We start from the raw sequence: 23,558 nt of genomic DNA, 5'->3' as shown, positions 1-23,558 counted from the left end.
CTCGACACAGTGTTGCGCCGGGCGCAACAATGCACAGGTTCCCGTCATGGCGGAGTCCCCATGCGCTATCCCATTCACGGTATTACCCTTGATGATATGGTCACCTTCGCCGAGGTGGCTCGGCTACGTTCACTGAGTCAGGCTGCCCACCAGTTACATCTCACGACGGGAGCTGTCAGTCGTCGCATCGACACACTGGAACAGCGCCTTGGTATACGCCTACTGCACCGTTCCACACGACTTGTCGCACTGACAACCGAAGGTAGCCAGTACCTCTGTGACATACTCCCGGCACTCGACGCCATAGCAGCGGCGGGCAATAGGCTGAATGAGGGGCAGCAAGAAGTTCGTGGCGAAATTCGCGCGGTTTTTCCTGTCAACTATGGGCGCCTGCATATCGCGCCTCATCTGGCTGAGTTTCTGCACCAGCACCCCGGCGTTGATCTGGAAGCGGTCTTTGACGACAGCTTCAATGACATTCCCGCAGAGGGATTCGATCTGGCGGTGCGCATTGGTCGGCTCGAGGATTCCCGACTGGTAGCCAGGCGTATCGCAACTGACCAGCGCGTGCTGGTCGCCTCCCCCGACTACATAGAGCAGTATGGCGCCGTCTCCCACCCCGCAGACCTGATGCACCACAACTGTCTCCACTACACTCGCTTCCGCGGCGTTCAAAGATGGTACTTCGAGAAAGAAGGCGAACAGTTGTCGATTGCCGTCAATGGCAACCTGAAAGCCAACTATGGCCTGGCCCTGACCATGGCCGCGGAGCATGGCCTTGGTATAGTGCAGACCGCCAGATCCATCGTCGGTGAGGCTCTGAACAGCGGTAGGCTGCTTGAGGTGCTCAGCGACTGGTCTCTGCCAGAGATCGATGTCCATGCGGTCACACCATCCCGAGAGGTTCCCGCTCGCGTCAAGGCACTGATCGACTTCCTGGCCACACGACTTCCGGATGCCTGAGCAGGCACTCATCGATGACCAGGTTATTAACCCGGCATGCTTTCATGTTGGGTTAATGGCGGCACAGGGACGTGCCGCCATCGGCCATCAGGCCAACGCGAGACCGCGCCACACCAGCAGATCCGCGCATCTGTGCCAGTGGGGTGCGGACGAAAATCAAATCGATCAGGATGAGCTATTTGATTGCCATGTTAATAATAGCGGCAGGATTGTTTCACGTGGAACACCACCCTACACTCTTCATTCCTGTGCCTCGAACTCGCTCCGGCACTCAGTCCTTCTCAGCAATCAGATGTCCCCATGCCAACCAAACTCGTTATTCTCGATCGTGACGGCGTCATCAACCAGGATTCCGATGAGTATGTGAAATCATTGGATGAGTGGATCCCCTACCCATCCTCCATCACCGCCATCGCCCGACTGAGCCAGGCTGGCTGGAAAGTCGCCGTCGCTACCAACCAGTCCGGTATCGGTCGTGGTTACTATGACGAGTCAACGCTGGCTGCGATGCATGACAGAATGCTGGAGCTGGTCGACACGGCTGGCGGGCATATCGATCATGTGGTCTATTGCCCGCATGTCTCCGAAGATGGATGCGATTGTCGCAAGCCCTTGCCAGGTATGCTGGAACAGATTCGTCAAGCTCTGGAACTGGATAGTCTGAAAGGGAGCTGGATGGTCGGTGACAGCCTGCGAGACCTCCAGGCCGGCAATACGGCCGGCTGTCGGCCCGCATTGGTGCGCACCGGCAAGGGTGAAAGAACCCTGGCCAGCCACCCAGAGCTGAACACGCCAGCAGATCCGACTCAGGTATTCGATGACCTTGCTGCGTTTGTCGACTGGCTACTCAACGGCGAAACCTGTCCCTGAAGTCGGCAATGTTTCACGTGGAACATCCACGCCATGGCGGGCGAAGGTGAGAAGCTATCCAGCAGCAGACCAGGGAACCGCTGCCTGAGTGCAGCCCGCCGCGACGCTCGTGAACTGACCAGCGCGACTACATCGGCGCCGGGAATTCACTGCACCATAGCCAGACCCGGTTGCGGGGCCCGGTGCCACATGCCGGCAAGGGCTATATCGCAGTGGGTCAAGAGGCTCACACAGTGTTCACCGAACGAGCGCGCAAGGCCGCTACAGATGGCTTTATAACCCTATGAATACCCAGTATCCCCTGCCCTATCGTCATATCGGTTCGACACCTACTTCACGTGCAGAACGACATCTGGCCGGTGTTAAGGAGGTTCGCGCTGGTGTGTACGTCTTCTTCGACCTGTTTATGGCTGACCTGAGGTTTCGCCGACTGAAAGATATTGCACTGCCGGTGTTGACCACCGTTATTGGGCATCAATACCACAAGGGTTGGATCTTGGTGGATGCGGGCAGGATGGCTTCACCGCGTGACAGAGGGACCGTCAGGCAGGGGATCGATCATGGCTCTGGGCTGGTCTGTAATCTGAATGTCGAGATCATACCTGGACCTTGTACTCGAGGGCGTCTATCAGCAACATGGCCTTCTCGAGCACCACACAGGGAGTAGCGTCACTCTGCCCTCCCGGAGCTTACCCTCGGCCCTCGCCTGAGCACGCCCCCCCATCCACGCCTGTGCCACCACCGCCCAGCACGCGCTCCACAGCAGGCCAGGCTTCCATTCAGGTGGATAGTCCTCCCGATGTTTCACGTGGAACATTTCTTCCATGTCTCTTGAGCATGTCTGTCCGGTCTCTGCAAACATGCATGTCGGAAACAATTTGCTCCTGAATGCAGAAATCCCGGCAAGCAGAAGCTGGCCGGGATTTCTGTACTGATGTGTTGATCAGTCTGACTGTTGCTGCGAGCAGTGATGTTCCACGTGAAACATCACGACTCACCAATGGTGGTTAAACGTCGAGATTCGCGACCAGTGCATTGCGCTCGATAAAGTCACGACGAGGTTCGACCTCATCACCCATCAGAGTGTTGAACATCATGTCGGCCGCTACGGCATCTTCGATAGTGACGCGCAGCATTCGGCGGGTATTCGGATCCATGGTGGTTTCCCACAGCTGATCCGGATTCATCTCGCCAAGCCCCTTGTAGCGCTGGATAGCCAGGCCACGCTGGGCTTCCGCCATCAGCCAGTCCAGCGCTTCATAGAAGGTGCTGATACTCTTCTGGCGCTCACCACGGGCGATATAGGCTCCCTCTTCGAGCAATCCATCCAACGTCTCACCGAGAGCAGCCATGGCGCGATAATCAGCACTGGTGAAGAAATCCAGGCCCCAGACGTAATCGGTGGTCACACCATGAGCAATCAAGCTGACCGCCGGCAGGAACACTCCTCGCTCGGTGTCCTCCTGCAGCGAGAAGGTGTAGCGCGGGCCGCCCTCATAAGCCACAAGGTCGTCCATTTCCTTCTGCAGGAGCTCAATCCACTGCTGCATGGTACTGCGATCCTTGAGGCTTTCCTCGCCATCAAGCTTCGCCGCATGCACCACCTTGCGCAGGACTTCGTTGGGGTAGACCCTCGATAGGCGATCTACACGCCTCATGACATCACGGTACTGGTTGACCAAGCTCTCGAGATGGGAGCCGCTAATGCCCGGAGCGTCGGCGTTGACACACAAGCGCGCACCATCAAGCGCTGTAGTGGTCAGGTAGTCGGTCATCGCCTGCTCATCCTTGAGGTAGCTTTCCTGCTTGCCTCGCTTGATCTTGTACAGCGGCGGCTGTGCGATGAATACATGACCACGCTCGATCAACACCGACATTTGACGGAAGAAGAACGTCAGCAACAGCGTACGGATGTGCGAACCATCAACGTCGGCGTCGGTCATGATGATGATCGAGTGATAACGCAGCTTTTCGGGGTTGAACTCCTCGCGGCCGATGCCACAGCCCAGCGCCGTGATCAGAGTACCGACCTCGGCAGATGACAGCATCTTGTCAAAGCGCGCCTTCTCGACGTTGAGGATCTTGCCCTTGAGCGGCAGGATAGCCTGAGTACGACGATCGCGGCCTTGCTTGGCACTACCACCGGCCGAGTCACCCTCGACCAGATAGAGTTCGGAAAGGCTGGGATCCTTCTCCTGGCAATCGGCCAGCTTGCCCGGCAGCCCGGCGATATCGAGAGCGCCCTTGCGGCGGGTCATGTCACGCGCCTTGCGTGCGGCCTCACGCGCCCTGGCAGCATCAAGCATCTTGTTGACGATTGCCTTGGCCTCGTTGGGCTTCTCCACCAGATACTCGGAGAACAGCCGTCCAAGCTCTTGTTCTACGGCGGTTTTCACCTCCGAAGATACCAGCTTGTCCTTGGTCTGCGAGGAGAACTTGGGATCGGGCACCTTGACTGAAATAATCGCCGTCAGGCCTTCACGAGCATCATCGCCTGATGTTGCAACCTTGGCTTTCTTCAGCAGCCCTTCCGCCTCGATATAGTGATTGAGGGTACGTGTCAGTGCGGCACGGAAGCCGGCCAGGTGCGTACCGCCATCGCGCTGCGGAATATTATTGGTGTAGCAGAAGATGTTCTCGGCAAAGGTGTCGTTCCACTGCATGGCCACTTCCACGGCCACGCCATCTTCGCGCTCGGCATTGAAGTGGAAGACCGGATTGAGCACCGTCTTGTTGGTGTTCAGATGGTCAACAAAGGCCTTGAGCCCGCCTTCATAATGGAACAGCTCTTCCTTGCCACTACGCTCGTCAAGCAAGCGAATGGCCACGCCAGAGTTGAGGAACGACAGTTCGCGCAGGCGCTTGGCAAGAATATCGAAGTGGAACTCGATATTGGCAAAGGTCTCCGGTGACGGCCGGAAATGGACCCGGGAACCGGTCTTTTCGGTCTGACCAACAACGCCCAGCGGCGCCTGAGGTACGCCATGACGATAGATCTGCTCATGCACCTGGCCAGCCCGCCAGATGGTCAGCTTGAGCTCCTCGGACAGTGCGTTGACCACCGAAACACCAACGCCATGCAACCCGCCCGACACCTTGTAGGAGTTGTCATCGAACTTACCGCCGGCGTGCAGCACCGTCATGATGACCTCGGCCGCCGAAACGCCCTCTTCCTCATGGATATCGGTGGGAATACCACGCCCGTTATCACTCACGGTAACCGACTCGTCAGGGTGAATGATCACCCTGATCTCGGTGCAGTGTCCGGCAAGGGCCTCGTCGATGGAGTTATCCACCAGCTCGAAGACCATATGGTGCAGGCCAGTGCCGTCATCGGTGTCGCCGATATACATCCCGGGCCGCTTGCGTACGGCATCCAGGCCTTTCAGTACCTTGATGCTCGATGAGTCGTAAGCCTGTTCGCTCATTGACCGCTCCGTCATGACGTCTGTCTGTCTATTGCCTGAAGCACTCCACCACCGTCAGCGTCATGTTTCACGTGAAACATCGCGACTGGTGTCGTGTCATGCCACAGGTTGGCCAGCACTTCGTGATCCACGCTGGTGATGAAGGCCTGGCACTGCATCCTTTCCAGCCACTGGCAGAAGACAGCACGGTGTGTGCTGTCCAGCTCCGCTGGAAGGTCATCGATCAGGTAGAGGCAGGTTCGCCCCGTGGTCCGTTCCAGCAACCGTCCCTGTGCCAGCTTCAATGCGCTCACGACGAGCTTCTGCTGTCCTCGTGAAAGCACTTCCACTGCTGGCCGCTTGTTCAATCGGATACCAAGATCCGCTCGCTGTGGCCCCTGTTGAGTAAACCCCATCTGGCGATCTGTATCACGCCCCTGGCGCAACACCTCTGCCAGATCACGCTGTCGATCCCAGCCCCGCGAGTAACGCAACCTCAACCCCGGCATGGAAATCAATCCTTCCAACGTCTCTTCAAATACCGGCAGAAAGGATTCCACCCACTCTGCTCTCAACTCATCGAGTCGCCGTCCCCATACCGCCAGCTCATGCTCCCACACATTCAGTGAGGCATCGTCCATTCTACCATGTCTGAGCAGTGCATTCCGATGTTTCAGCGCCCGCCTGAAACGACGCCACGCATCGATGAAGTCATGTTTCACGTGAAACACACCCCAGTCGAGAAACTCACGGCGACCTGCTGGAGGTCCCTCGAGCAGACGAAAGGCATCGGGGTTGATCAATTGCAGCGGCAAGGTCTCGACGAGACTGGCAATACGCTCGACTCGCTCGCCGGAAACCTTCATCAACAGCTCGCTCTGGTCGCGCTGGCGACGAATACCGATGGTAACGGGAGGATCCCCGGCCAGACGGCCGTGGAGGGTCACTGAGGGCGTTTCATGGGTAATCGCATGGGTCAGCCTACGAGCGCGAAAGGAACGGCCCATGCCGAGGATATGGATGCCTTCGAGCAGGCTGGTCTTGCCACTGCCATTGGCGCCGGAGATCAGATTGATTCTCGGGCCCGGAGAAACGTCCAGGGCCTGCAGATTACGCAGGCCCTGGAATATCAGACGGTCAATCGGCATGGGGATTCAGCCTCAACCGCATCGAGAGTCAACAGGCATCCGTTACAGACGCATCGGCATGACAACATAGAGCGCGTCGCCGCCACCCGGCTCCTCCATCAGCGCACTGCTGTTGGGGTCGCCAAGCGTCATCTGAACGCGATCCTCGCCGACAGCATTCAATACATCAATCAGATAACCAACATTGAAGCCGATTTCCATCGCCGCACCACTGTACTCGATGGCGATATTCTCTTCGGCCTCTTCCTGCTCAGGGTTGTTGGCCATGACCTTGAGATTGCCTTCCTCGAGATGCAGACGTACACCGCGATACTTCTCGTTGGACAGAATCGCAGTACGCGACAGTACCTGGCGAAGCTCCGAGCGCTCGGCGATAAACACCTTGTCGCCGCCGCGCGGCACAACACGCTCATAATCGGGGAATTTTCCGTCGACCAGCTTGGAGGTGAAGGTAAAGTCGCCAGTGTGGGCGCGCAGATGGGATGAGCCCAGTGTCAGGCTGACCGGCTCCTCGGAGTCGTCCAGCAGGCGCACCAGCTCGAGCACGCCCTTGCGCGGTACGATCAGCTTCTGCGAAGACTCAACCTGAATCTCGGCGGAACGCGAACACACCGCCAGGCGATGGCCATCAGTCGCCACCGAGCGCACCAGGTTAGGCGCGAACTCCAGCAGCAGGCCGTTGAGGTAGTAGCGTACATCCTGCTGCGCCATGGCGAAGGATGTGGAATCGATGAGGTGCTTGAGCGTGCCGCGCGGCAATGCCAGCTCGACGCTCTTCTGGCCATCCTCGATATTGGGGAACTCGGCAACCGGCAAGGTCGACAGCGTGAAACGCGAACGCCCACTACGCAGCACGGCACGACCGTCCTCCAGTGCCAGCTGGATCTCTGACTGGTCCGGCAGCGATTTGCAGATATCCATCAACTTACGCGCCGGGACAGTGATCGCGCCGACTTCCTCGACCTCGCTGGCCACGGTGCGACCCACCAGCTCAACCTCCAGATCCGTTCCGGTCAGCGAGACCTCGTCCTGCTCGACCTTGATCAATACATTGGAGAGCACTGGTAAGGTCTGGCGGCGCTCGACTACGCCAGCGACCAGCGTAAGTGGGCGCAACAGTGCTTCTCTGGAGATGGAAAATTTCATGACGGCTCCACTTCTTGTCCTGGAAGGGGTTGAGACGAATGACCCCAGCGGGTGTAACTCATGTGATCTGGACCCTGTTGGTCAAGACCCTGCAAGTCGAGGCTCCGGGGCCCATATGTCTAGTCAGCTGGTCAACAGCCGCAACAGATTCTTGTAGTCCTCACGAATATCGGCACTTTCTTCCTGCAACGCCTGAACCTTGCGGCAGGCATGCAGCACAGTGGTGTGATCACGACCACCGAAGGCATCACCAATCTCCGGAAGACTATGGTTGGTCAGTTCCTTGGCCAACGCCATGGCGACCTGACGGGGACGAGCTACAGAGCGGGAACGGCGCTTGGAAAGCAGGTCCGCCAGCTTGATCTTGTAGTACTCCGCCACGGTACGCTGAATATTGTCTACTCCAACCTGCTTGTCCTGCAGGGCGAGCAGATCCTTGAGAGACTCACGGATGAAATCCTGGGTAATCGGTTTGCCCATGAAGTGCGAGTCGGCAATCACCTTCTTCAGCGCCCCTTCCAGCTCACGCACATTGGAGCGGATCTTCTGGGCAATGAAGAAGGCGGCATCGTGAGGCAGGTCGACCCTGGCCTGATCAGCCTTCTTCATCAGGATTGCGACACGCGTCTCCAACTCGGGCGGCTCGATGGCAACCGTCAGGCCCCAGCCAAAACGTGACTTGAGACGCTCCTCGACACCACTGATCTCCTTCGGATAGCGATCCGAGGTCAGAATCATCTGCTGGCCACCTTCAAGCAACGCATTGAAGGTATGGAAGAACTCCTCCTGGGAACGCTCCTTGCCGGCAAAGAACTGGATGTCATCGATCAGCAGCGCATCAACGCTGCGATAGAAGCGCTTGAAGTCATTGATGGCGTTGAGCTGCAACGCCTTGACCATATCGGCCACAAAACGCTCGGAGTGCAGATACACCACCCGCGCATTCTCGCGACGCCCTGCCAACGCATTGCCCACGGCATGCATCAGGTGGGTTTTACCAAGCCCCACACCGCCATACAGGAACAGTGGGTTGTAGGCGCCCCCCGGGTTCTCCGACACCTGGCGCGAGGCGGCACGGGCCAACTGGTTCGACTTACCCTCGACAAAGGTTTCGAAGGTGAAGTTGGGATTGAGGCCACTGGAGTGCTTGAGGCTACCCTCCACCTGCACCTGGCGTTCGCCGCTGGGCGTACGAGTGCCACCGCCCTCACCAGTCTCGCGCAGACGATCAATCTCGCGCTCGTCTGCTACGTCTCCGCGGGGAGGGGTACGTACTGCAGGGGCCTGTGGCGGGGTGGCCGATACCGGATCACCCAGGTCACGAGTCAGGGGAGCTTGAGCCGCAGCGCGTCGGCTTCCCACTGCCAGCATCACCTTGGGTGGTTTGGCCGGCGCAAGCTCACGCATCAGCTCACTGATACGCTTGGCGTACTTGTCGTTGACCCAATCACGCACAAACCGGTTGGGCGCCAACAGCCGAAGCTGATTGGCCTCCTCCTCCGCCTGAAGCGGTCGAATCCAGGTGTTGAACTGCTGTGAACTCAGTTCGTCCTGGAGGGTTTCCAGACATTGTTGCCAAAGAGCGAGCGACACACGAGCTACCTTGATTGGAAGAACGACCGCGCATTGTATCGTTCCGGGAATGAGTTATCCACACGCCAGAAGTATCAAGAGAGCTCTGTGGAAAACCGGAGGTTTGCTACCCCAGGGAACTGGGGATGGAACAGGGACGGATTCCCTCCTGTGGATAATGCCAACCTTTCTGCACAGCTCATCAACGTCTCGCCCACCGGTGTTCAACGCTTTTCCCACACTTTTGTGTGCGGCGCAGCATATTGACTTTAAAGAAACTTTGCCAGTTATCCACAAACATTATCCCCAGTAATAATAACAAGTATATACAGGTACTTAGTTCTATAGTGATTAAGGTTTGAACATTCGAAGGAAGGTAAGCCGGGCTGTGGGTACCTGGCTCCTCCCGACCTCGCCATCTCAATGCCATCGAATGACAGCCACCGGGAACTTCCGAGCAGCTGGCAGTGGCAGGCGGTATTCAAGGCGGTAACCAGCACTGCTGGGCTAAAAATGCGCACAACAATTGCGCAGAGGACTTGAAATCACTAGAATGTCCGGTCTTGAACCGAATACCCCCGAGGAGCCCGACCCGATTCCGGGCTCCTTTGGTTGTCTATCCGATCCAAAAAACCATTCAGGATTAACAAGTTATGAAGCGCACATTCCAACCGAGCGTTCTCAAGCGCAAGCGCGCGCACGGCTTCCGTGCTCGCATGGCTACCAAGAACGGCCGTGCCGTTCTGGCACGTCGTCGTGCCAAGGGCCGCAAGCGCCTGAGCGCCTGATCGCAGGTCGAGCGTGACCTGTCTGACCTTTCCCCGGCACTACCGCTTGCTGACTGCTGGGGATTACCGCCACGTCTTTGACAGTGCGGTATACAAGGTCCACGGCAAGGGCCTGATGGCGCTGGCTACCCCCAATGATCTGGGGCACCCGCGCCTTGGCCTGGTGTTCAGCAAGAAGAACGTACGCAGGGCCGTTGATCGCAACCGTCTCAAGCGATTGGCCCGCGAATCTGTACGCCATTCCCAGTATCGACTTCCCGGTGTGGATATCGTTCTACTGGCGAGACGTGGCGTCAATGAGGTCGACAACAATACCGTGCATCGTCAGTTGTTCGGCATGTGGCGCCGCCTCGAGCGCGAGGCCGAGAAGTCGACCCGACCCTCTCGCTCCTCGACGGCCCCCCACTCCCCCGCCGCTCACCAGCGCCGCGGATAGCGCCGTCCGGCTCCTTCGATGCGATGACACTGTATATGCGCATGATCGAGCCCAACGTCGTCGATAACATTGACGTCACCTCTCTCATCGCAGAATGTCTGCGTACGGATCCTGGCCTGCCTCTGGCGGGCTTTGGTGTATTTCTCCCAGGCGTCGGCGCCCAGACGGACGCCACTGGATTGTTCACTTCCCATCGGGCAGACCCCTCATGGACGTAAAACGACTACTTTTGCTGATCCCCCTGGCGGTGCTCGCTTACCTGATCATGGTGCAGTGGAACCAGGATTATGGTCAGCCTCCCTCATCGCCGGAAGCTCCTCCGGCCATCACCAGCAACGCCGCTCCTCAGGAAGGCTCTGAAGGTTCCGAGGGTCTTGCAGCACCGGACTCAGGCTCCAGCAATGCCGTCAGCAACGAGCTGCCGGGCAACGAAGCTGCGGCAACCAACAGCCGCGACCTGATCGCCGTGATCACCGATGTGCTCGATGTACGCATCGATCCCGAGGGTGGTGATGTTGTCTATGCCGCGCTGCCTGAGCACCTGATGAGCCAGGACAGTGAACGTCCCTACGTGCTGCTGGCCGACAACAGCACACTGAGCTATGTCGCCCGCTCTGGCCTGCAACTGGACGGCAACTCCGGTCGTATCTCCTTCTCCCCGGAGAAGACCGAATACCGTCTGGTCGATGGCCAGGATGAGCTGCAGGTCGACCTGACCGCGACCGTCAATGGTGTCGATATCATCAAGCGCTTTACCTTCAAGCGTGATGACTATGCGGTCAACGTTTCCTACCTGCTGGACAATGGCAGCGGTGAAGCGGTGAATGCACGCTTCATTGGTCAGTTGGTCCGCGACAACAATCCTGACCCGTCCACCGGTCCCAAGATGGGCATGCGCTCGTTCCTGGGTGCCGCCTACTCCACTCCGGAGAATCGCTACGAGAAGGTCGATTTCGAGGACATCCAGGCCGGCAAGGTGCCCAATCAGGATGTCACCGGCGGCTGGGTAGCCATCATTCAGCACTACTTCACCTCGGCTTGGGTGCCTTCGCAGAAGCAGCAGAACCTGTACTACGCGGCCACCGATTCGAAGCAGCGCAACATCGCCGCCTTTGCTGGTCAGGCCCAGACTGTCGAACCCGGTGCCAATGCGACCCTGGCCGCAACCCTGTACGTGGGCCCCAAGATCCAGGAGCGCCTGGAAGCCGTGGCACCCAACCTCGAGCTGACCGTCGACTTCGGTTGGCTGTGGTTCATTGCCAACCCGCTGTTCTGGCTGCTTGATCATATCCACGACCTGATCGGTAACTGGGGCTGGTCGATCGTGATCCTGACCATCATGGTCAAGGCAGCACTGTGGCCACTGTCCGCCAAGGCCTACAAGTCCATGGCGCGCATGCGCAAGTTGGGCCCGGAAATGCAGCGTCTCAAGGAACGCTTCGGCGACGATCGCCAGAAGATGTCCCAGGAGATGATGAAGTTCTACCAGAAGGAAAAGATCAATCCGCTGGGGGGCTGTCTGCCGATCCTGATCCAGATGCCGGTATTCATTGCCCTGTACTGGATGCTGCTGGAGTCCGTTGAGCTGCGCCATGCTCCCTTCATGCTGTGGATCCAGGATCTGTCGGTGAAGGACCCATACTTCGTGCTGCCGATCCTGATGGGCGCTTCGATGTTCGTCCAGCAGATGCTCAACCCGACACCTCCGGACCCCATGCAGGCGAAGATCATGAAGATGCTGCCGATCATCTTCACCTTCTTCTTCCTGTGGTTCCCGGCTGGTCTGGTGATCTACTGGGTGTGCAACAACTGCATCTCGATCGCCCAGCAGTACATCATCACCCGCAGGATCGAGGACGACCCCAATGTCGGCAAGGGCATGAAGACCAAATAAGGTCACTGCCCATCTCGATCTTCCGAGCCCCCGCCTGATGAGCGGGGGTTCGGCTTTTCAGGGTGGTCAAACGCCATCCGTCCCCGGACAATAGCCCTGATCATCAAGGAATCCTGCCATGACCCAGCGACTCTACACCCAGGACAGTATCGCCGCCCTGGCCACCGCCCCAGGCCGTGGTGGCGTCGGCATCATTCGCGTCTCAGGGCCAGCCTGTGAGTCGATTGCCCGGGAAGTACTGGGACACTGCCCCACGCCTCGCCTGGCCCATTACGGTCCCTTCAGCGGCGCTCAGGGCGTCATCGACGAAGGGATCGCGTTGTTCTTTCGGGGGCCCCACTCCTTCACCGGAGAAGATGTACTGGAGCTCCAGGGCCATGGTGGGCCAGTGATCATGGATATGCTGCTGGAACGCTGCGTCGAACTCGGCGCTCGTCTGGCCAGACCCGGAGAATTTTCCGAGCGGGCCTTCCTCAACGACAAGCTCGACCTTGCCCAGGCCGAAGCCATCGCCGACCTGATCGAGGCCAGCTCACGCGGGGCCGCGGAAAATGCCCTGCGTTCGCTGCAGGGTGAGTTCTCGATCCGAGTCCAGGCATTGGTTCAGGGGCTGATCGAGCTGCGCATGTACGTCGAGGCCGCCATCGACTTTCCCGAGGAAGAGATCGACTTTCTTGCTGATGGCCATGTCGCCGGTAAATTGACAGCACTGATGAGCGATCTGACCGAGGTGCGTGCCAGTGCCGGCCAGGGCGCGCTGATGCGTGAAGGCATGAACGTGGTGATTGCAGGACGTCCCAATGCCGGAAAATCGAGCCTGCTCAATGCGTTGACCGAGCAGGAAACCGCCATCGTCACCGATATCGAAGGCACGACCAGAGACGTCCTGCGCGAACACATTCACATCGATGGCATGCCGCTGCATATCATCGACACTGCGGGGTTGCGTGATACCCCCGACGCCGTGGAGCAGATCGGCGTGGCTCGCGCATGGGCCGAGATCGAGAAGGCCGACCGAGTATTGTTGCTGGTCGACGCCGGTACCACTGACGCCGATGACCCGATGGCGATCTGGCCGGAATTTGTCGCGCGTCTGCCACTCCCCGATCGCCTGACCCTGGTGCGCAACAAGATCGACCAGAGTGGCGAACCGCCGGGTATCGATTTATCCACATCCACTCCCACCCTGCGTCTCTCGGCGCATACTGGCCAGGGTGTGGATAACCTCAAGGAACATCTCAAGGCAGTGATGGGCTTTGAAACCACCACCGAGGGCCGCTTCTCCGCCCGCCGCCGCCACCTGGATGCCCTCGACCGCGCTCGTACAGCGATGGAAAATGGTCAATCCCAACTGCTTGGCTACGGTGCTGGTGAACTGCTGGCCGAGGACCTGCGTGATGCCCAGCATGCGCTGGGCGAGATCACCGGTGAGTTCAGCGCCGATGACCTGCTGGGGGAAATCTTCGGTAGCTTCTGTATCGGCAAATAGCCCCCGGCAACAGGCCCGCTATCACATGCCTTGCACGTTGCTGTCGAGCGCAAGAACGGCATCGGGTAGCCAGGCCTGTTCGCCGCTCTCCGCCTCACAGAAGACAAAGCCACTTTCACTGAATATCAGCCGCAGGCGGTCTCCCCTGCGGACAGAGTGCTCCAGTGCACTGTAATCCCGCATCAGTTTCCAGCCATCAGCGCAGGGCTCACACCAGGCATTGGGCACCCAACCAGCGCGTCCGTCATTGGCAATACACCATGTCCAGCCCATGAAGTCGGTCTGCATGGAGCCATCTGTCAGCGGTTGAATCACTTCACCCTGATCAACTTCGATGGGAGTCTCGTACGGCCGAGAATAAGCCTCCATCGCCATGGCATAGGTGTGAGCGGGAAAGCGGTAGAGCATATGGACCTCATGGATATCAGCCTGCATTACCGAACATACGGGGACAGGGCCTCTCCTGCGGCCACACCACCGCCACAAGGCCAGCTACACTCATTCTGGATCAATGCATCAGGAGTATCCTGTCATGAGCTATGTCGAAGGATTTGTGGTTGCTGTACCGGAAGGCAACAAGCAGGCGTATCGCGATCTGGCGGCTGAGGCCGCCGAGATATTCAAACGCTATGGGGCAACCCGGATCGTGGAGGCCTGGGGTGTGGATGTGCCGGAAGGCAAGGTCACCGACTTCTATCGTGCTGTGCAGGCCGAACCAGGAGAGGTCATCGTCTTCAGCTGGATCGAATATCCCTCCCGACAGGTGCGCGATGACGCCTTCCAGAAGATGGAAGACGACAAGGCCATGGAAGGCTTCATGGGCGAGGCACCTTTCGATGGCAAGCGGTTGATCTACGGTGGTTTCGAGACCATCCTCGATGTCTGAATCGTAACCTGACAGAGCGGTGGGCAACCTTGACCATCACTCCTCCACCAACCAGCTCGATCGGTGTGACGACTGCGCCCCCAGCACCGGCAACCAGCGCTGAATGGCAGCTTCCAGCGCCTGATCAAGCCCCCAGGGAAGGTTGATCACCAGCATACCGCTGCCGTACATGCCGTGAGTCGCGTGAGTAGGCGGCTCACGGCATACTTCGCTACGCCATATCTTGCGGATCCCACTGCCGCCAAGTGCCTCCAGCATGGCTCGATGGCGTCCTGCCGGCAGCAACGGGTACCACACCAGCACCACGGCATGCCGCGCCTTGCGCATCGCCTGCCTGAGCGTCTCGACGACTTCGAGGTACTCGTCCTTGCGCTCGAAACTGGGGTCGATGAGCACACAGAGACGGGGGGTCGCTACCGGCAATGCCTTGACCAGGCCCTCGAGTCCGTCACCATGCACTCGCCTCAGCTTCCCTTCGTGCTCTGGCGCGACCACCGACTGCTCGGCCAGATGACGATGCTCGCCGGGATGCAGCTCGAAAAGTGTCAGTCGGTCCTGATCGCGAACCCGCGACCCCAGCCACCAGGGAGATCCCGGATAGCACACCAGGCGCTCTCCTTCCTGAAGCGCTCCCAGTGCTTCCAGCCATTGGCCAAGAAGGGGTTGATCCTGCAGCTGTCGACGTTCCTTCCATAGCCGTTCGACACCATCTCGATACTCCTGCAGCTGTTCCGTCTCCCTGGCGGTCAACGGATAACTCCCACGACCCGCATGAGTATCAATAAACGTAATGGGAGATTTTTTACGTAACAAATGTTCCGCTGCAGCATATGTGCAGAGATGCTTGTGAACGTCGGCGAAATTGCCGGCATGATAGGCGTGCTGATAGGAAAGCATAGTCAAGAATCCAGACCAGAGATCCACTGGGGTAGCAGAAATTACGAAAAGACTAGCGGCTGAAGCCCTGGCAATACCAGCAGAAATGCGGCTTCCCCTCCAGTCGCCGAAATTCATCGCTTGAGCCGGCTTACGGCCACAAAAAACCCGCCACCCTGAGGTGGCGGGCCGGATTCTCACCGAAGCGAGAGTCGCGCGACTATCAGCCCTACTGGCCAGCCTGGCCGGTCGGGGTGACCACGATCTCGACGCGACGGTTCTGGGCACGACCCTGTTCGGTGTTGTTGCTGGCGATCGGCTGGTTCTCGCCATAACCCATCATCGACAGGCGAGTACCGGAAACGCCACTACTCTGCAGGTAGCTACCCACGGCCTGGGCGCGACGCTCCGAGAGCTGCTGGTTGTAGCCGGCATCGCCAGTGGAATCGGTATGGCCCGCGATGGTGATGCGAGTTTCCGGGTACTGGTTGAGAACGTTCGCTACATCATTGAGTGCGCTGGATGCCTGCCCCGTCAGCTGCGATGAATCAAAACCGAAGGTCACACTGTTGGGCATGTTGAGCACGATGTTGTCGCCCTGACGCTCGACACCGATGCCGGTACCCTGAGTGCTCTGACGCAGCTGCTCTTCCTGCTTGTCCATGTAGGCACCGATACCGCCACCTACCGCCGCACCGGCGGCGGCGCCGATCAGTGCTCGGTCACGCTTGCTGGTGCTGCCGTCGCCACTGATGGCACCAGCAGCGGCACCTACGACGGCACCTACCGCAGCGCCGATACCGGTGTTGTTGCGATCTGTCTGACCTGTCGGCTGACCTGAATAGGGATCGTTGGAGGCACAACCCGCCAGAATGGCAGCGGCTGCCAGGGGAGCAATCAATCGAGTGGAGCGGATCATATTCTTCTATCTCCTTCCGTGCTGGTATGGGGAAATCTCTGCATCAGCATAAGCCACCGGGGCTGGAATGTTCATGCAGGCTTCCTGAATTACTGTCAGGTTTCACTGATCAGGGTCAACAAGTCATTCAAGAATAATAGACCGCGGGGGCTCGCTTGAAGCCTTGAGGGATCTTCCACAATAAGTCCTTTATCCCTCGCCGGCTGGAGACACTCCGCGAGCCTTTCGGCAGGTTGACCGGTATGTTGCTGCCAGATAGAGAGCGCTACCCCATCAACCAGCCGCAGGGCATTCATGGCAAACTCCAGCACCAGCTCGTCATCATTGATCTCACGGGCACCGGCGACAAACCCTCGAGGGTCATCAAGCCGACGCAGGTAAGCCTCAGGCTGTCGCGTTTTCCAGCGTCGTTCGATGCGTAGCCCATCATTTCCCGGCTGGCTGAGTTTGCCATGAGCTCCAGCGCCGATTCCCAGGTAATCACCGAACTGCCAGTAGTTGATGTTGTGTCGTGCCCGGCGCTCTGAACGGGCATAAGCCGATATCTCATAGCGATGAAAACCGGCCTGCTCCAGGCGCTCGTGCCCCAGATCCTGAATATCCCAGAGAATTTCCTCATCCGGCAGCGCCGGTGGATGCGAATGAAATTCGGTATTGGGCTCCAGCGTCAGTTGATACCAGGACAGGTGTTCCGGCGCCAATGCCAGGGCCTGATCCAGATCGGCCAACGCCAACTCCGGCGTCTGGCCGGGCAGGCCATGCATCAGGTCGAGATTGAGATTGTCGAAGCCGGCCTGTCGTGCTTCGCCGACAGCACGTTGGGCATCATCTCCCGAATGAATCCGCCCCAGCGCCTGTAATTGATCATCCTGAAAGCTCTGCACTCCCAGCGACAATCGGTTGATCCCCGCTTCGCGATAGGCCGCGAAACGTCCTCGCTCGAGCGTGCCGGGATTGGCTTCGAGGGTGATCTCGATGCCCCTGGCCAACGGAACACGCTGGGCAATGGCTTCCAATAGACGGGCGTAGAAATCACCGGACATCAGGCTTGGCGTACCGCCACCGATAAATATGCTAGTAAGTGAACGCTCACCAACAAGTGCGATATCCGCTTCGAGATCGGCCACAAGGGCACGCAGATAATCCTGTTCCGGCAGCGTCGACTGGCGGCCAACACCATGGGAGTTGAAATCACAATAGGGGCATTTGCGCACACACCAGGGAACGTGCACGTAAAGCGCCAGGCTGGGTAGTTCAGACGGAGTCGACATCTAAAGTCCCGGCACACCTTCATCGAGCGTCTTGAGCAGCACATCCAGTGCGCGGCCACGATGACTCAGGCGATTCTTTTCCTCGGCCGACAGCTCGGCGGCAGTCATGCCACACTCCGGCACCCAGAACAGTGGATCATACCCGAACCCTCCCTCACCACGAGGGTGCGCAAGAATCTCGCCACGCCACTGCTGTTGAACTACCAGCGGGACGGGGTCCTCGGCATGGCGCAACAGCACCAGTACGCACCAGTAACTCGCCCCTCTGCTGCCCTCGGGAATATCCTGCAACTGTTCCAGCAGCTTGTCGTTGTTGCGCTGATCGTCCTTTGGTTCACCGGCAAAACGTGCGGAATAGATTCCCGGTCGACCGCCCAGCGCATCGACCGCCAATCCGGAGTCATCCGCCAGCGCCGGGTGACCACTGACACGACAGGCTTCTCGGGCCTTGAGCAGAGCATTTTCGACAAAGGTGGAACCAGTTTCCTCAACATCGGTCACATTGTAGTCAGCCTGAGGCCTGACCAGGATATTGCGCGATGCCAACAAGGCGGAGAATTCCCTCAGTTTGCCGGCATTGCCGCTGGCGATAACCAGCTCGGTGGATTCGGTCATTGGAAAGACTCTTGCAACAATGAATTCTTGCTCGGCATCAGGGGGTCAACGCCCAGCATCGTTATACTTTATCACGCATAAGGGAAAGGCAGCCTAACAACCTGGAAAGTGCCAGGTAACAATGCAGTAACACTCATTTATGCTGCGCTAGAACGCGCATGGTGCTTCGTGCTGCTGGTATTCATGCGATATGCTGAAATTCGTATAACCCCCTGGCCGAAATGTAACACAAGATTACACGATGCCTTGTGCTGGCTGATCAAAAGCCCTCGGATCCCTCGTCATACCCATCTCGGACGAGAGGAGGTCGGTGGATGAATGGAGGCATTAGAATGAGCAACACTGCAGGACAGATAGTGCTGGTGACGGACCACAATCCTCAGTCACTACTTTTTATCAATTACATCAAGGATCAGTTCCACTGTCCTGTATCCATTGCCGCGCCGACTGAAACCATCGAGGTCGACGACGAGACCCCGACGCTGATTCTGATGGATGCGGATCACGTCGATGACGGTGCCATGCAGCACTGGCAGGATCAGGGCGCTCGCCATACGGGGCTACTGCTGACCGCCTTCAACCTGCGCGACGAGGAACATGCGCTGGAGGTATTGTCCTTCATGCATCTGCGCGGCGTATTCTACCGCCAGGATAGTCTCGAGCGCATCTGCAAGGGCATCGAGAAACTATTTGGTACCAACGATCTCTGGATGTCACGCTCGTTGATGACCCGCCTGATCGAGTTTTCTCGTCGTCAGCAACTCAATGCCTATCGCCCGGCTTGCGGCTTGACCCAGCGCGAGATGGAAATCATCGGCCTGCTGGGCTCTGGTGCCTCCAACATGGAAATCGCCGAACGCCTGTGCGTCAGTGAGCACACCGTCAAATCGCATCTCTATAACGTCTTCAAGAAGATACGTGTGAGCAACCGCCTCCAGGCCGTCAACTGGGCTCGTCAGAACCTCGGCGCCCCACCACCCCGTCGGTCGATATCCTGAAAGCAGCCGAGCTACAAGTCACGAGCAGCGAGCAGATTCCTGCCTGCTTGCCGCTCGTAGCTCGCGACCCACATGGACGTGGGAAGTGTGCATGTTCGTCGGGAACGAACATGTGCCAGCTCGTAGCTCGTAGCTCGTAGCTCGTAGCTCGTAGCTCAAAGCACCCTGACATGCTCTTCGATCATGCTGGCGAGGGTCTCGGCAGCATTCTCGGCGGTGCTGTCGATCCGCACCAGATGCAGGCGTTCCTCGTCAGTAAAGTCCTCAAAGGCATCCTGCTGAGCCGCAAGTACTGCGAGACTCATGGATTCGTCTCGATCATTACGCAAGGCACGCTTGCTGATGCGACGGCGCAGCGTGGATTCATCGGCCTCGAAGCTGACCAGCAACACCGGCAATCCTCTGGCTTCGGCCTGCAGACGCAACAGGTCGCGCTGACTTCGTTCGAGGAAAGTCCCATCGATACAGACCATGAAACCCGCATCAAGCAGAATGCCGGCACAGGTCGCCAGTCGCTGATAGGTCTTGGTGGTGACTTCCCGGGTATAGATATCCTCGGGAAGATCGCCTTCCAGGGTACGAATATCCAGACCGTAGAGCGCCAGTCGCTGTACGTCCGAACTCAAGCGTACCGCTCCCATGCGCCCGACCAGAGCCCGGGTGAAACGACTCTTGCCGCTGCCCGAGACACCGACACCGATGATCAACGGCGGGAAGCGGAACTCGGCATGACGCTCGGCCAATGCCAGATAACGGCGGAAGCTGTTCATGGTCTCGGCGAGCAGGGCCGGTCGCTCATTGTCGCCCCGGGAATTACGCCGTTGCAGGGACCGCCGCATGCCGGCCATGGATTCCACCACCTGCAGCAATGACACCACCCGCGCCAGCTCGTAGTCGGCACTGCGTCGCAGATACCCATCCAGTGCCTGATGGGAAAGCTGCATTTCACCACGTAGTTCCAGCTCGACACGCAGGCTGGCAATGTCATTGCCGGGATCCGACATCACCGGGTAGTCAAACGGCTGCGGGTCCTGAGCGGCACTCTGGGTGATGACCAGGCGCCCCTTGTCATGCAGACGTACGTCGGAGTATTCCATGTACCAGCGGCTGGGGCGCAGGCGATCACGGCGCGACTCGATGATCGGCGCCAGACGGGCCATATCCTGATGCAGCCAGTTATGGAGTGACTCCAGCCGCTGGATATCCTCATCGCCTGACAGCAGTGAGCGACAGGCATTGTACTCACGCTCGACACGCTGCTTGAGCAGTTCCATGGGGTCAGGAACCTCATACTCACAAGCCAGGGGCTCGGCGTGAAATTCCGCCAGCGCATCCAGTAACTCGTCGAGACTGAAGGGGTCCGATACGGTGTTCTGCTCAGAGGCTTGATGGCCTGTCATGGTCAACTCCTGTCAGACCCTTGAGGTCATTTGGGCAAAGGCATGTTCGGCAGCGTCCAGCGTTACCTGGATGTCCTCAGGGGTATGGGCACTGGACATGAAGCCCGCCTCATAGGCCGACGGTGCCAGATACACTCCCTGCTCCAGCATCGCCGAGAAGAAACGCCGGAAGGCATCGTCATCACAGGCGGTGGCCTGGGCAAAGTTCTCGACACTACGCTGGGCAGTAAAGAACACCCCGAACATGCCGCCAGCGCGCTGAGTGATCATATCGATTCCGGCATCACGGGCACGGCTCTCGAGTCCATTACACAGCGTATCAACGCGTTGCGCCAGGGCATCGTGAAAACCAGGTTCACGAATCCGGCTGAGCAACGCAACACCGGCCGCCATGGCCAGAGGGTTACCGGACAGGGTTCCCGCCTGATACACCGGGCCGAGTGGCGAGAGTTCCTGCATGATGTCGGCACGACCACCAAAGGCGCCAACCGGCATCCCACCGCCGACGATCTTGCCCAGGCAAGTCAGATCCGGTGAGACTCCATAGTAGGCTTGAGCCCCGCCCAGAGCCACCCGGAAGCCTGTCATCACCTCATCGAAGATCAATACGCTCTGGTAGCGGTCACAGACCTGGCGCAGCGTCTTGAGGAAGCCATCGGTGGGAGGGATACAGTTCATGTTGCCGGCCACCGGCTCAACAATGATACAGGCGATCTGACTACCGACTTCCTCGAAGCAGCGTTCGACCTCATCAATGTCATTATAGGACAGGGTAATGGTGTGATCGGCCAGTGACGCCGGTACACCAGGCGAACTGGGCTCACCATGGGTCAGAGCACCGGAGCCAGCCTTGACCAGCAGCGAATCGCTATGGCCATGGTAGTTGCCCTCGAACTTGACGATCTTGTCACGACCGGTGAAGCCCCGCGCCAGACGGATGGCCGACATGGTAGCTTCAGTACCGGAGTTGACCATGCGAACCATCTCGATGCTCGGCATGATGTCGCAGATCAGATCGGCCATGGTGGTCTCGATGGCCGTCGGTGTGCCGAAGGACAACCCCTTGTCGAGTCGCTCGCGTACCGCATCGAGGACATCAGGGTCGGCGTGCCCGGTGATCATTGGTCCCCAGGAACCGACATAATCCACGTATCGTTTGCCTTCCACGTCGTACAGGTAGGCGCCCTGGGCGCGCTCCATGAAAACCGGTGGACGATAGAGCCCCTTGAACGCGCGTACCGGCGAATTGACGCCACCGGGAATATGTCGACAAGCCTGTTCGAAGAGCTCAGCGGATGTTGTCATGGCAACCTCTTGGCCAGAAAGTAATCTCCAGCGCCAACATCATGCTGTCAGCGCCTGTATATCGCTATTGGGCTGTGGGTAACTCTGTGGAGTGACTGGGACAACTCGGTGAATGAGCGGTGAATATCGCCTATCGACCCGTATTCCAGCTATCCAGAACATCCAACGTCAGCCCGTCATCAACCCGGCAACCCAATGGATCAACCGGATCTCCTTGATTGAGTGTCGGCAGCATTTCCTGCTCGCAGATACTCATGCCACAACCGATCCTGAATGGAGGATTGCCGAGGCCGTATCATAACCCGGCCTCGTCGGTGGTGAAGCATGGACTGGGCAAACGCCACAGACGCCTCGGCAGATGCTGCCCACGACTGGGCTGCCAACCATGAGCCAGCGCCTGCCAGGTAAAGACCTGTGCCTGCTCACAGGCAGCAACCAATGATTCCCCGGCCGCCAGGCGAGTCGCCAGAGCGGAGGCCAGGGTACAGCCGGACCCATGATACTGACCGTCAAGACGTGGCCAGGTCCACTGCCGATCGATATCCGGTGCATGCAGCGTATGTGCTACACGGCCTGTCGGTATCTGGCTGGGTGGTTCATCGGTACCTGTCACCAACAGTGCCTGACACCCCAGTTGCATCAGGCTGACGGCCCGCTCGGTATCGTCACGATAGGCTTCGCCTGCCAACCGCGCCAATTCCTGACGATTGGGCGTCAGAATATCGACACGAGGCAACAAACGCTCGCACCAGGCATCAATCAACTCACGGGTGGCCAGTTCACAACCTCCTCCCGCGCGCAGCACCGGATCCGCTACTACCGGAACCCCGGGACGGCGGCGAATGACATCCACCACCGCGTCCAACGCCTCAAGATCGGCGATCAAGCCAATCTTGATCGCTGCCACCGGCAATTCATCCAGAGCCGCCGCCGCACGTCGAATGCCATCTGCCGACACCGACACAACCGCCTCGACATCGTTCAGATTCTGCACGGTCAAGGCAGTGGGGATAGTCAGGGCCCAACCACCGCAGGCAGCAACCGTTTCTGCATCAGCGATGATTCCAGCCCCTCCGGTAGGATCATGCCCTGCCAATACCAGTACACCAGGCAGATTTGGCGCCCAACCCTCGCTGACATGATTCAAAATGGCTTCACCACAACAAGAATGACAACAGCAATCAGTGCCAGCACAGGCAACTCATTGAAGATTCGAAAAAAGGTCGAACTGCGTCGGCAGCGATCCTCGGCCAGCTGCTTGAGATAGACAAGACAGACATGGTGATAGGCCACCAACAACAGCACCAGCGCCAGTTTGGCATGCAACCAGCCCTGGCTGAACCAGGCTGGACTCAACCACAACAGCGCACCACCCAGGGCCAGCACGGCAATCATGGATGGTGTCATGATACCGCGATAGAGCTTGCGCTCCATGATCTTGAACGTCTCCATACTGGTGGATTCGCCCTTGTCGCGTGCCATGGCGTGATAGACGAATAACCGCGGCAGATAGAACATGGCGGCAAACCAGGTGATCACCGCCACCACATGAAGTGCTTTTATCCACAGATACAT

22 protein-coding genes are annotated in these 23,558 nt (G+C 58.5%); 8 read left to right on the top strand and 14 right to left on the bottom strand.

All coding sequences use genetic code 11. The annotated features are described in order from the left end of the window. The first annotated feature begins 60 nt into the window (after window positions 1-60). A complete protein-coding gene (locus BUE38_RS11730) occupies window positions 61-963 on the top strand; it encodes a LysR family transcriptional regulator (protein WP_084541897.1) in 903 nt (300 codons plus the stop codon). Between the two features lie 300 nt (window positions 964-1,263). Further along, window positions 1,264-1,833, top strand: a complete 570-nt coding sequence (gene gmhB / locus BUE38_RS11725; RefSeq protein ID WP_073435383.1) for a D-glycero-beta-D-manno-heptose 1,7-bisphosphate 7-phosphatase — start codon at window positions 1,264-1,266, stop codon at window positions 1,831-1,833. A 1,007-nt stretch (window positions 1,834-2,840) separates the two neighbouring features. On the opposite strand, the gene gyrB is transcribed toward gmhB, so the two are convergent. The 4 genes from gyrB to dnaA form a co-directional block, all read right to left on the bottom strand. Beyond that, entirely contained in the window at window positions 2,841-5,261 is a 2,421-nt protein-coding gene (gyrB, locus tag BUE38_RS11720; RefSeq protein WP_073435382.1) for a DNA topoisomerase (ATP-hydrolyzing) subunit B, read from the bottom strand. An 11-nt stretch (window positions 5,262-5,272) separates the two neighbouring features. Next, a complete protein-coding gene (recF, locus tag BUE38_RS11715) occupies window positions 5,273-6,388 on the bottom strand; it encodes a DNA replication/repair protein RecF (RefSeq protein ID WP_073435381.1) in 1,116 nt (371 codons plus the stop codon). A gap of 42 nt (window positions 6,389-6,430) precedes the next feature. Beyond that, entirely contained in the window at window positions 6,431-7,534 is a 1,104-nt protein-coding gene (gene dnaN, locus BUE38_RS11710) for a DNA polymerase III subunit beta (RefSeq protein ID WP_073435380.1), read from the bottom strand. Window positions 7,535-7,657: 123 nt separating this feature from the next. Then, window positions 7,658-9,127 (bottom strand): chromosomal replication initiator protein DnaA, encoded by a 1,470-nt coding sequence (dnaA, locus tag BUE38_RS11705; protein ID WP_073435379.1) that lies wholly within the window; start codon window positions 9,125-9,127, stop codon window positions 7,658-7,660. A 632-nt stretch (window positions 9,128-9,759) separates the two neighbouring features. Between dnaA and rpmH the strand changes: the two genes are divergently transcribed. The 4 genes from rpmH (at window position 9,760) to mnmE (ending at window position 13,713) form a co-directional block, all read left to right on the top strand. Continuing rightward, window positions 9,760-9,894: a 50S ribosomal protein L34 gene (rpmH, locus tag BUE38_RS11700; RefSeq protein WP_008959105.1), complete on the top strand. Its 135-nt coding sequence runs from the start codon at window positions 9,760-9,762 to the stop codon at window positions 9,892-9,894. Between the two features lie 13 nt (window positions 9,895-9,907). Then, window positions 9,908-10,330 (top strand): ribonuclease P protein component, encoded by a 423-nt coding sequence (gene rnpA / locus BUE38_RS11695; protein ID WP_073435378.1) that lies wholly within the window; start codon window positions 9,908-9,910, stop codon window positions 10,328-10,330. A 208-nt stretch (window positions 10,331-10,538) separates the two neighbouring features. After that, window positions 10,539-12,224: a membrane protein insertase YidC gene (yidC, locus tag BUE38_RS11685; protein WP_073435376.1), complete on the top strand. Its 1,686-nt coding sequence runs from the start codon at window positions 10,539-10,541 to the stop codon at window positions 12,222-12,224. A 118-nt stretch (window positions 12,225-12,342) separates the two neighbouring features. Beyond that, window positions 12,343-13,713 carry a tRNA uridine-5-carboxymethylaminomethyl(34) synthesis GTPase MnmE gene (mnmE, locus tag BUE38_RS11680; protein ID WP_073435375.1) on the top strand — a complete coding sequence of 457 codons (1,371 nt, stop codon included), beginning with the start codon at window positions 12,343-12,345 and terminating at the stop codon, window positions 13,711-13,713. A gap of 21 nt (window positions 13,714-13,734) precedes the next feature. Here mnmE and BUE38_RS11675 read toward each other — a convergent pair whose 3' ends face one another. Further along, window positions 13,735-14,121, bottom strand: a complete 387-nt coding sequence (locus BUE38_RS11675; RefSeq protein WP_159438881.1) for an SH3 domain-containing protein — start codon at window positions 14,119-14,121, stop codon at window positions 13,735-13,737. A 124-nt stretch (window positions 14,122-14,245) separates the two neighbouring features. Here BUE38_RS11675 and BUE38_RS11670 point away from each other — a divergent pair, with 124 nt between their 5' ends. Further along, window positions 14,246-14,599: a DUF1428 domain-containing protein gene (locus BUE38_RS11670; RefSeq protein ID WP_073435373.1), complete on the top strand. Its 354-nt coding sequence runs from the start codon at window positions 14,246-14,248 to the stop codon at window positions 14,597-14,599. 36 nt (window positions 14,600-14,635) lie between these two features. Here BUE38_RS11670 and BUE38_RS11665 read toward each other — a convergent pair whose 3' ends face one another. The 4 genes from BUE38_RS11665 to BUE38_RS11650 form a co-directional block, all read right to left on the bottom strand. Further along, window positions 14,636-15,496, bottom strand: a complete 861-nt coding sequence (locus BUE38_RS11665; protein WP_073435372.1) for a 23S rRNA (adenine(2030)-N(6))-methyltransferase RlmJ — start codon at window positions 15,494-15,496, stop codon at window positions 14,636-14,638. Window positions 15,497-15,704: 208 nt separating this feature from the next. Then, window positions 15,705-16,394, bottom strand: coding sequence for a YiaD family glycine zipper/OmpA-like lipoprotein (locus BUE38_RS11660; RefSeq protein WP_174788038.1), 690 nt, complete (start codon window positions 16,392-16,394; stop codon window positions 15,705-15,707). A gap of 95 nt (window positions 16,395-16,489) precedes the next feature. Continuing rightward, window positions 16,490-17,665 carry a radical SAM family heme chaperone HemW gene (gene hemW, locus BUE38_RS11655; RefSeq protein WP_073435371.1) on the bottom strand — a complete coding sequence of 392 codons (1,176 nt, stop codon included), beginning with the start codon at window positions 17,663-17,665 and terminating at the stop codon, window positions 16,490-16,492. After that, window positions 17,666-18,280, bottom strand: coding sequence for an XTP/dITP diphosphatase (locus BUE38_RS11650; RefSeq protein ID WP_073435370.1), 615 nt, complete (start codon window positions 18,278-18,280; stop codon window positions 17,666-17,668). It abuts the gene before it with no gap. A gap of 332 nt (window positions 18,281-18,612) precedes the next feature. On the opposite strand from BUE38_RS11650, the gene BUE38_RS11645 reads away from it, so the two are divergent. Further along, complete coding sequence (locus BUE38_RS11645; RefSeq protein WP_073435369.1) at window positions 18,613-19,278, top strand: LuxR C-terminal-related transcriptional regulator; 666 nt, start codon at window positions 18,613-18,615, stop codon at window positions 19,276-19,278. 155 nt (window positions 19,279-19,433) lie between these two features. Here the strand turns inward: BUE38_RS11645 and BUE38_RS11640 are convergent, their stop codons facing one another. The 5 genes from BUE38_RS11640 to hemJ all read right to left on the bottom strand — a co-directional run bounded on the left by BUE38_RS11640 (window position 19,434) and on the right by hemJ (window position 23,558). After that, the gene (locus BUE38_RS11640; RefSeq protein WP_073435368.1) at window positions 19,434-20,678 is read right to left on the bottom strand and encodes a P-loop nucleotide/nucleoside kinase family protein; all 1,245 of its coding nucleotides are present in this window, start codon (window positions 20,676-20,678) and stop codon (window positions 19,434-19,436) included. A gap of 12 nt (window positions 20,679-20,690) precedes the next feature. Further along, window positions 20,691-21,983 (bottom strand): glutamate-1-semialdehyde 2,1-aminomutase, encoded by a 1,293-nt coding sequence (hemL, locus tag BUE38_RS11635; RefSeq protein WP_073435367.1) that lies wholly within the window; start codon window positions 21,981-21,983, stop codon window positions 20,691-20,693. A 130-nt stretch (window positions 21,984-22,113) separates the two neighbouring features. Continuing rightward, window positions 22,114-22,239 (bottom strand): hypothetical protein, encoded by a 126-nt coding sequence (locus BUE38_RS23365; RefSeq protein WP_255320755.1) that lies wholly within the window; start codon window positions 22,237-22,239, stop codon window positions 22,114-22,116. A gap of 39 nt (window positions 22,240-22,278) precedes the next feature. After that, window positions 22,279-23,130, bottom strand: coding sequence for a bifunctional hydroxymethylpyrimidine kinase/phosphomethylpyrimidine kinase (thiD, locus tag BUE38_RS11630; protein WP_174788037.1), 852 nt, complete (start codon window positions 23,128-23,130; stop codon window positions 22,279-22,281). Continuing rightward, entirely contained in the window at window positions 23,127-23,558 is a 432-nt protein-coding gene (gene hemJ / locus BUE38_RS11625; RefSeq protein WP_073435366.1) for a protoporphyrinogen oxidase HemJ, read from the bottom strand. Before hemJ ends, thiD begins: the two co-directional genes overlap by 4 nt.

The sequence above is a fragment of the Halomonas cupida genome (genome assembly GCF_900142755.1).
GTDB lineage: Bacteria > Pseudomonadota > Gammaproteobacteria > Pseudomonadales > Halomonadaceae > Halomonas > Halomonas cupida.
This window is presented reverse-complemented; position numbering and strand designations above follow the sequence as displayed.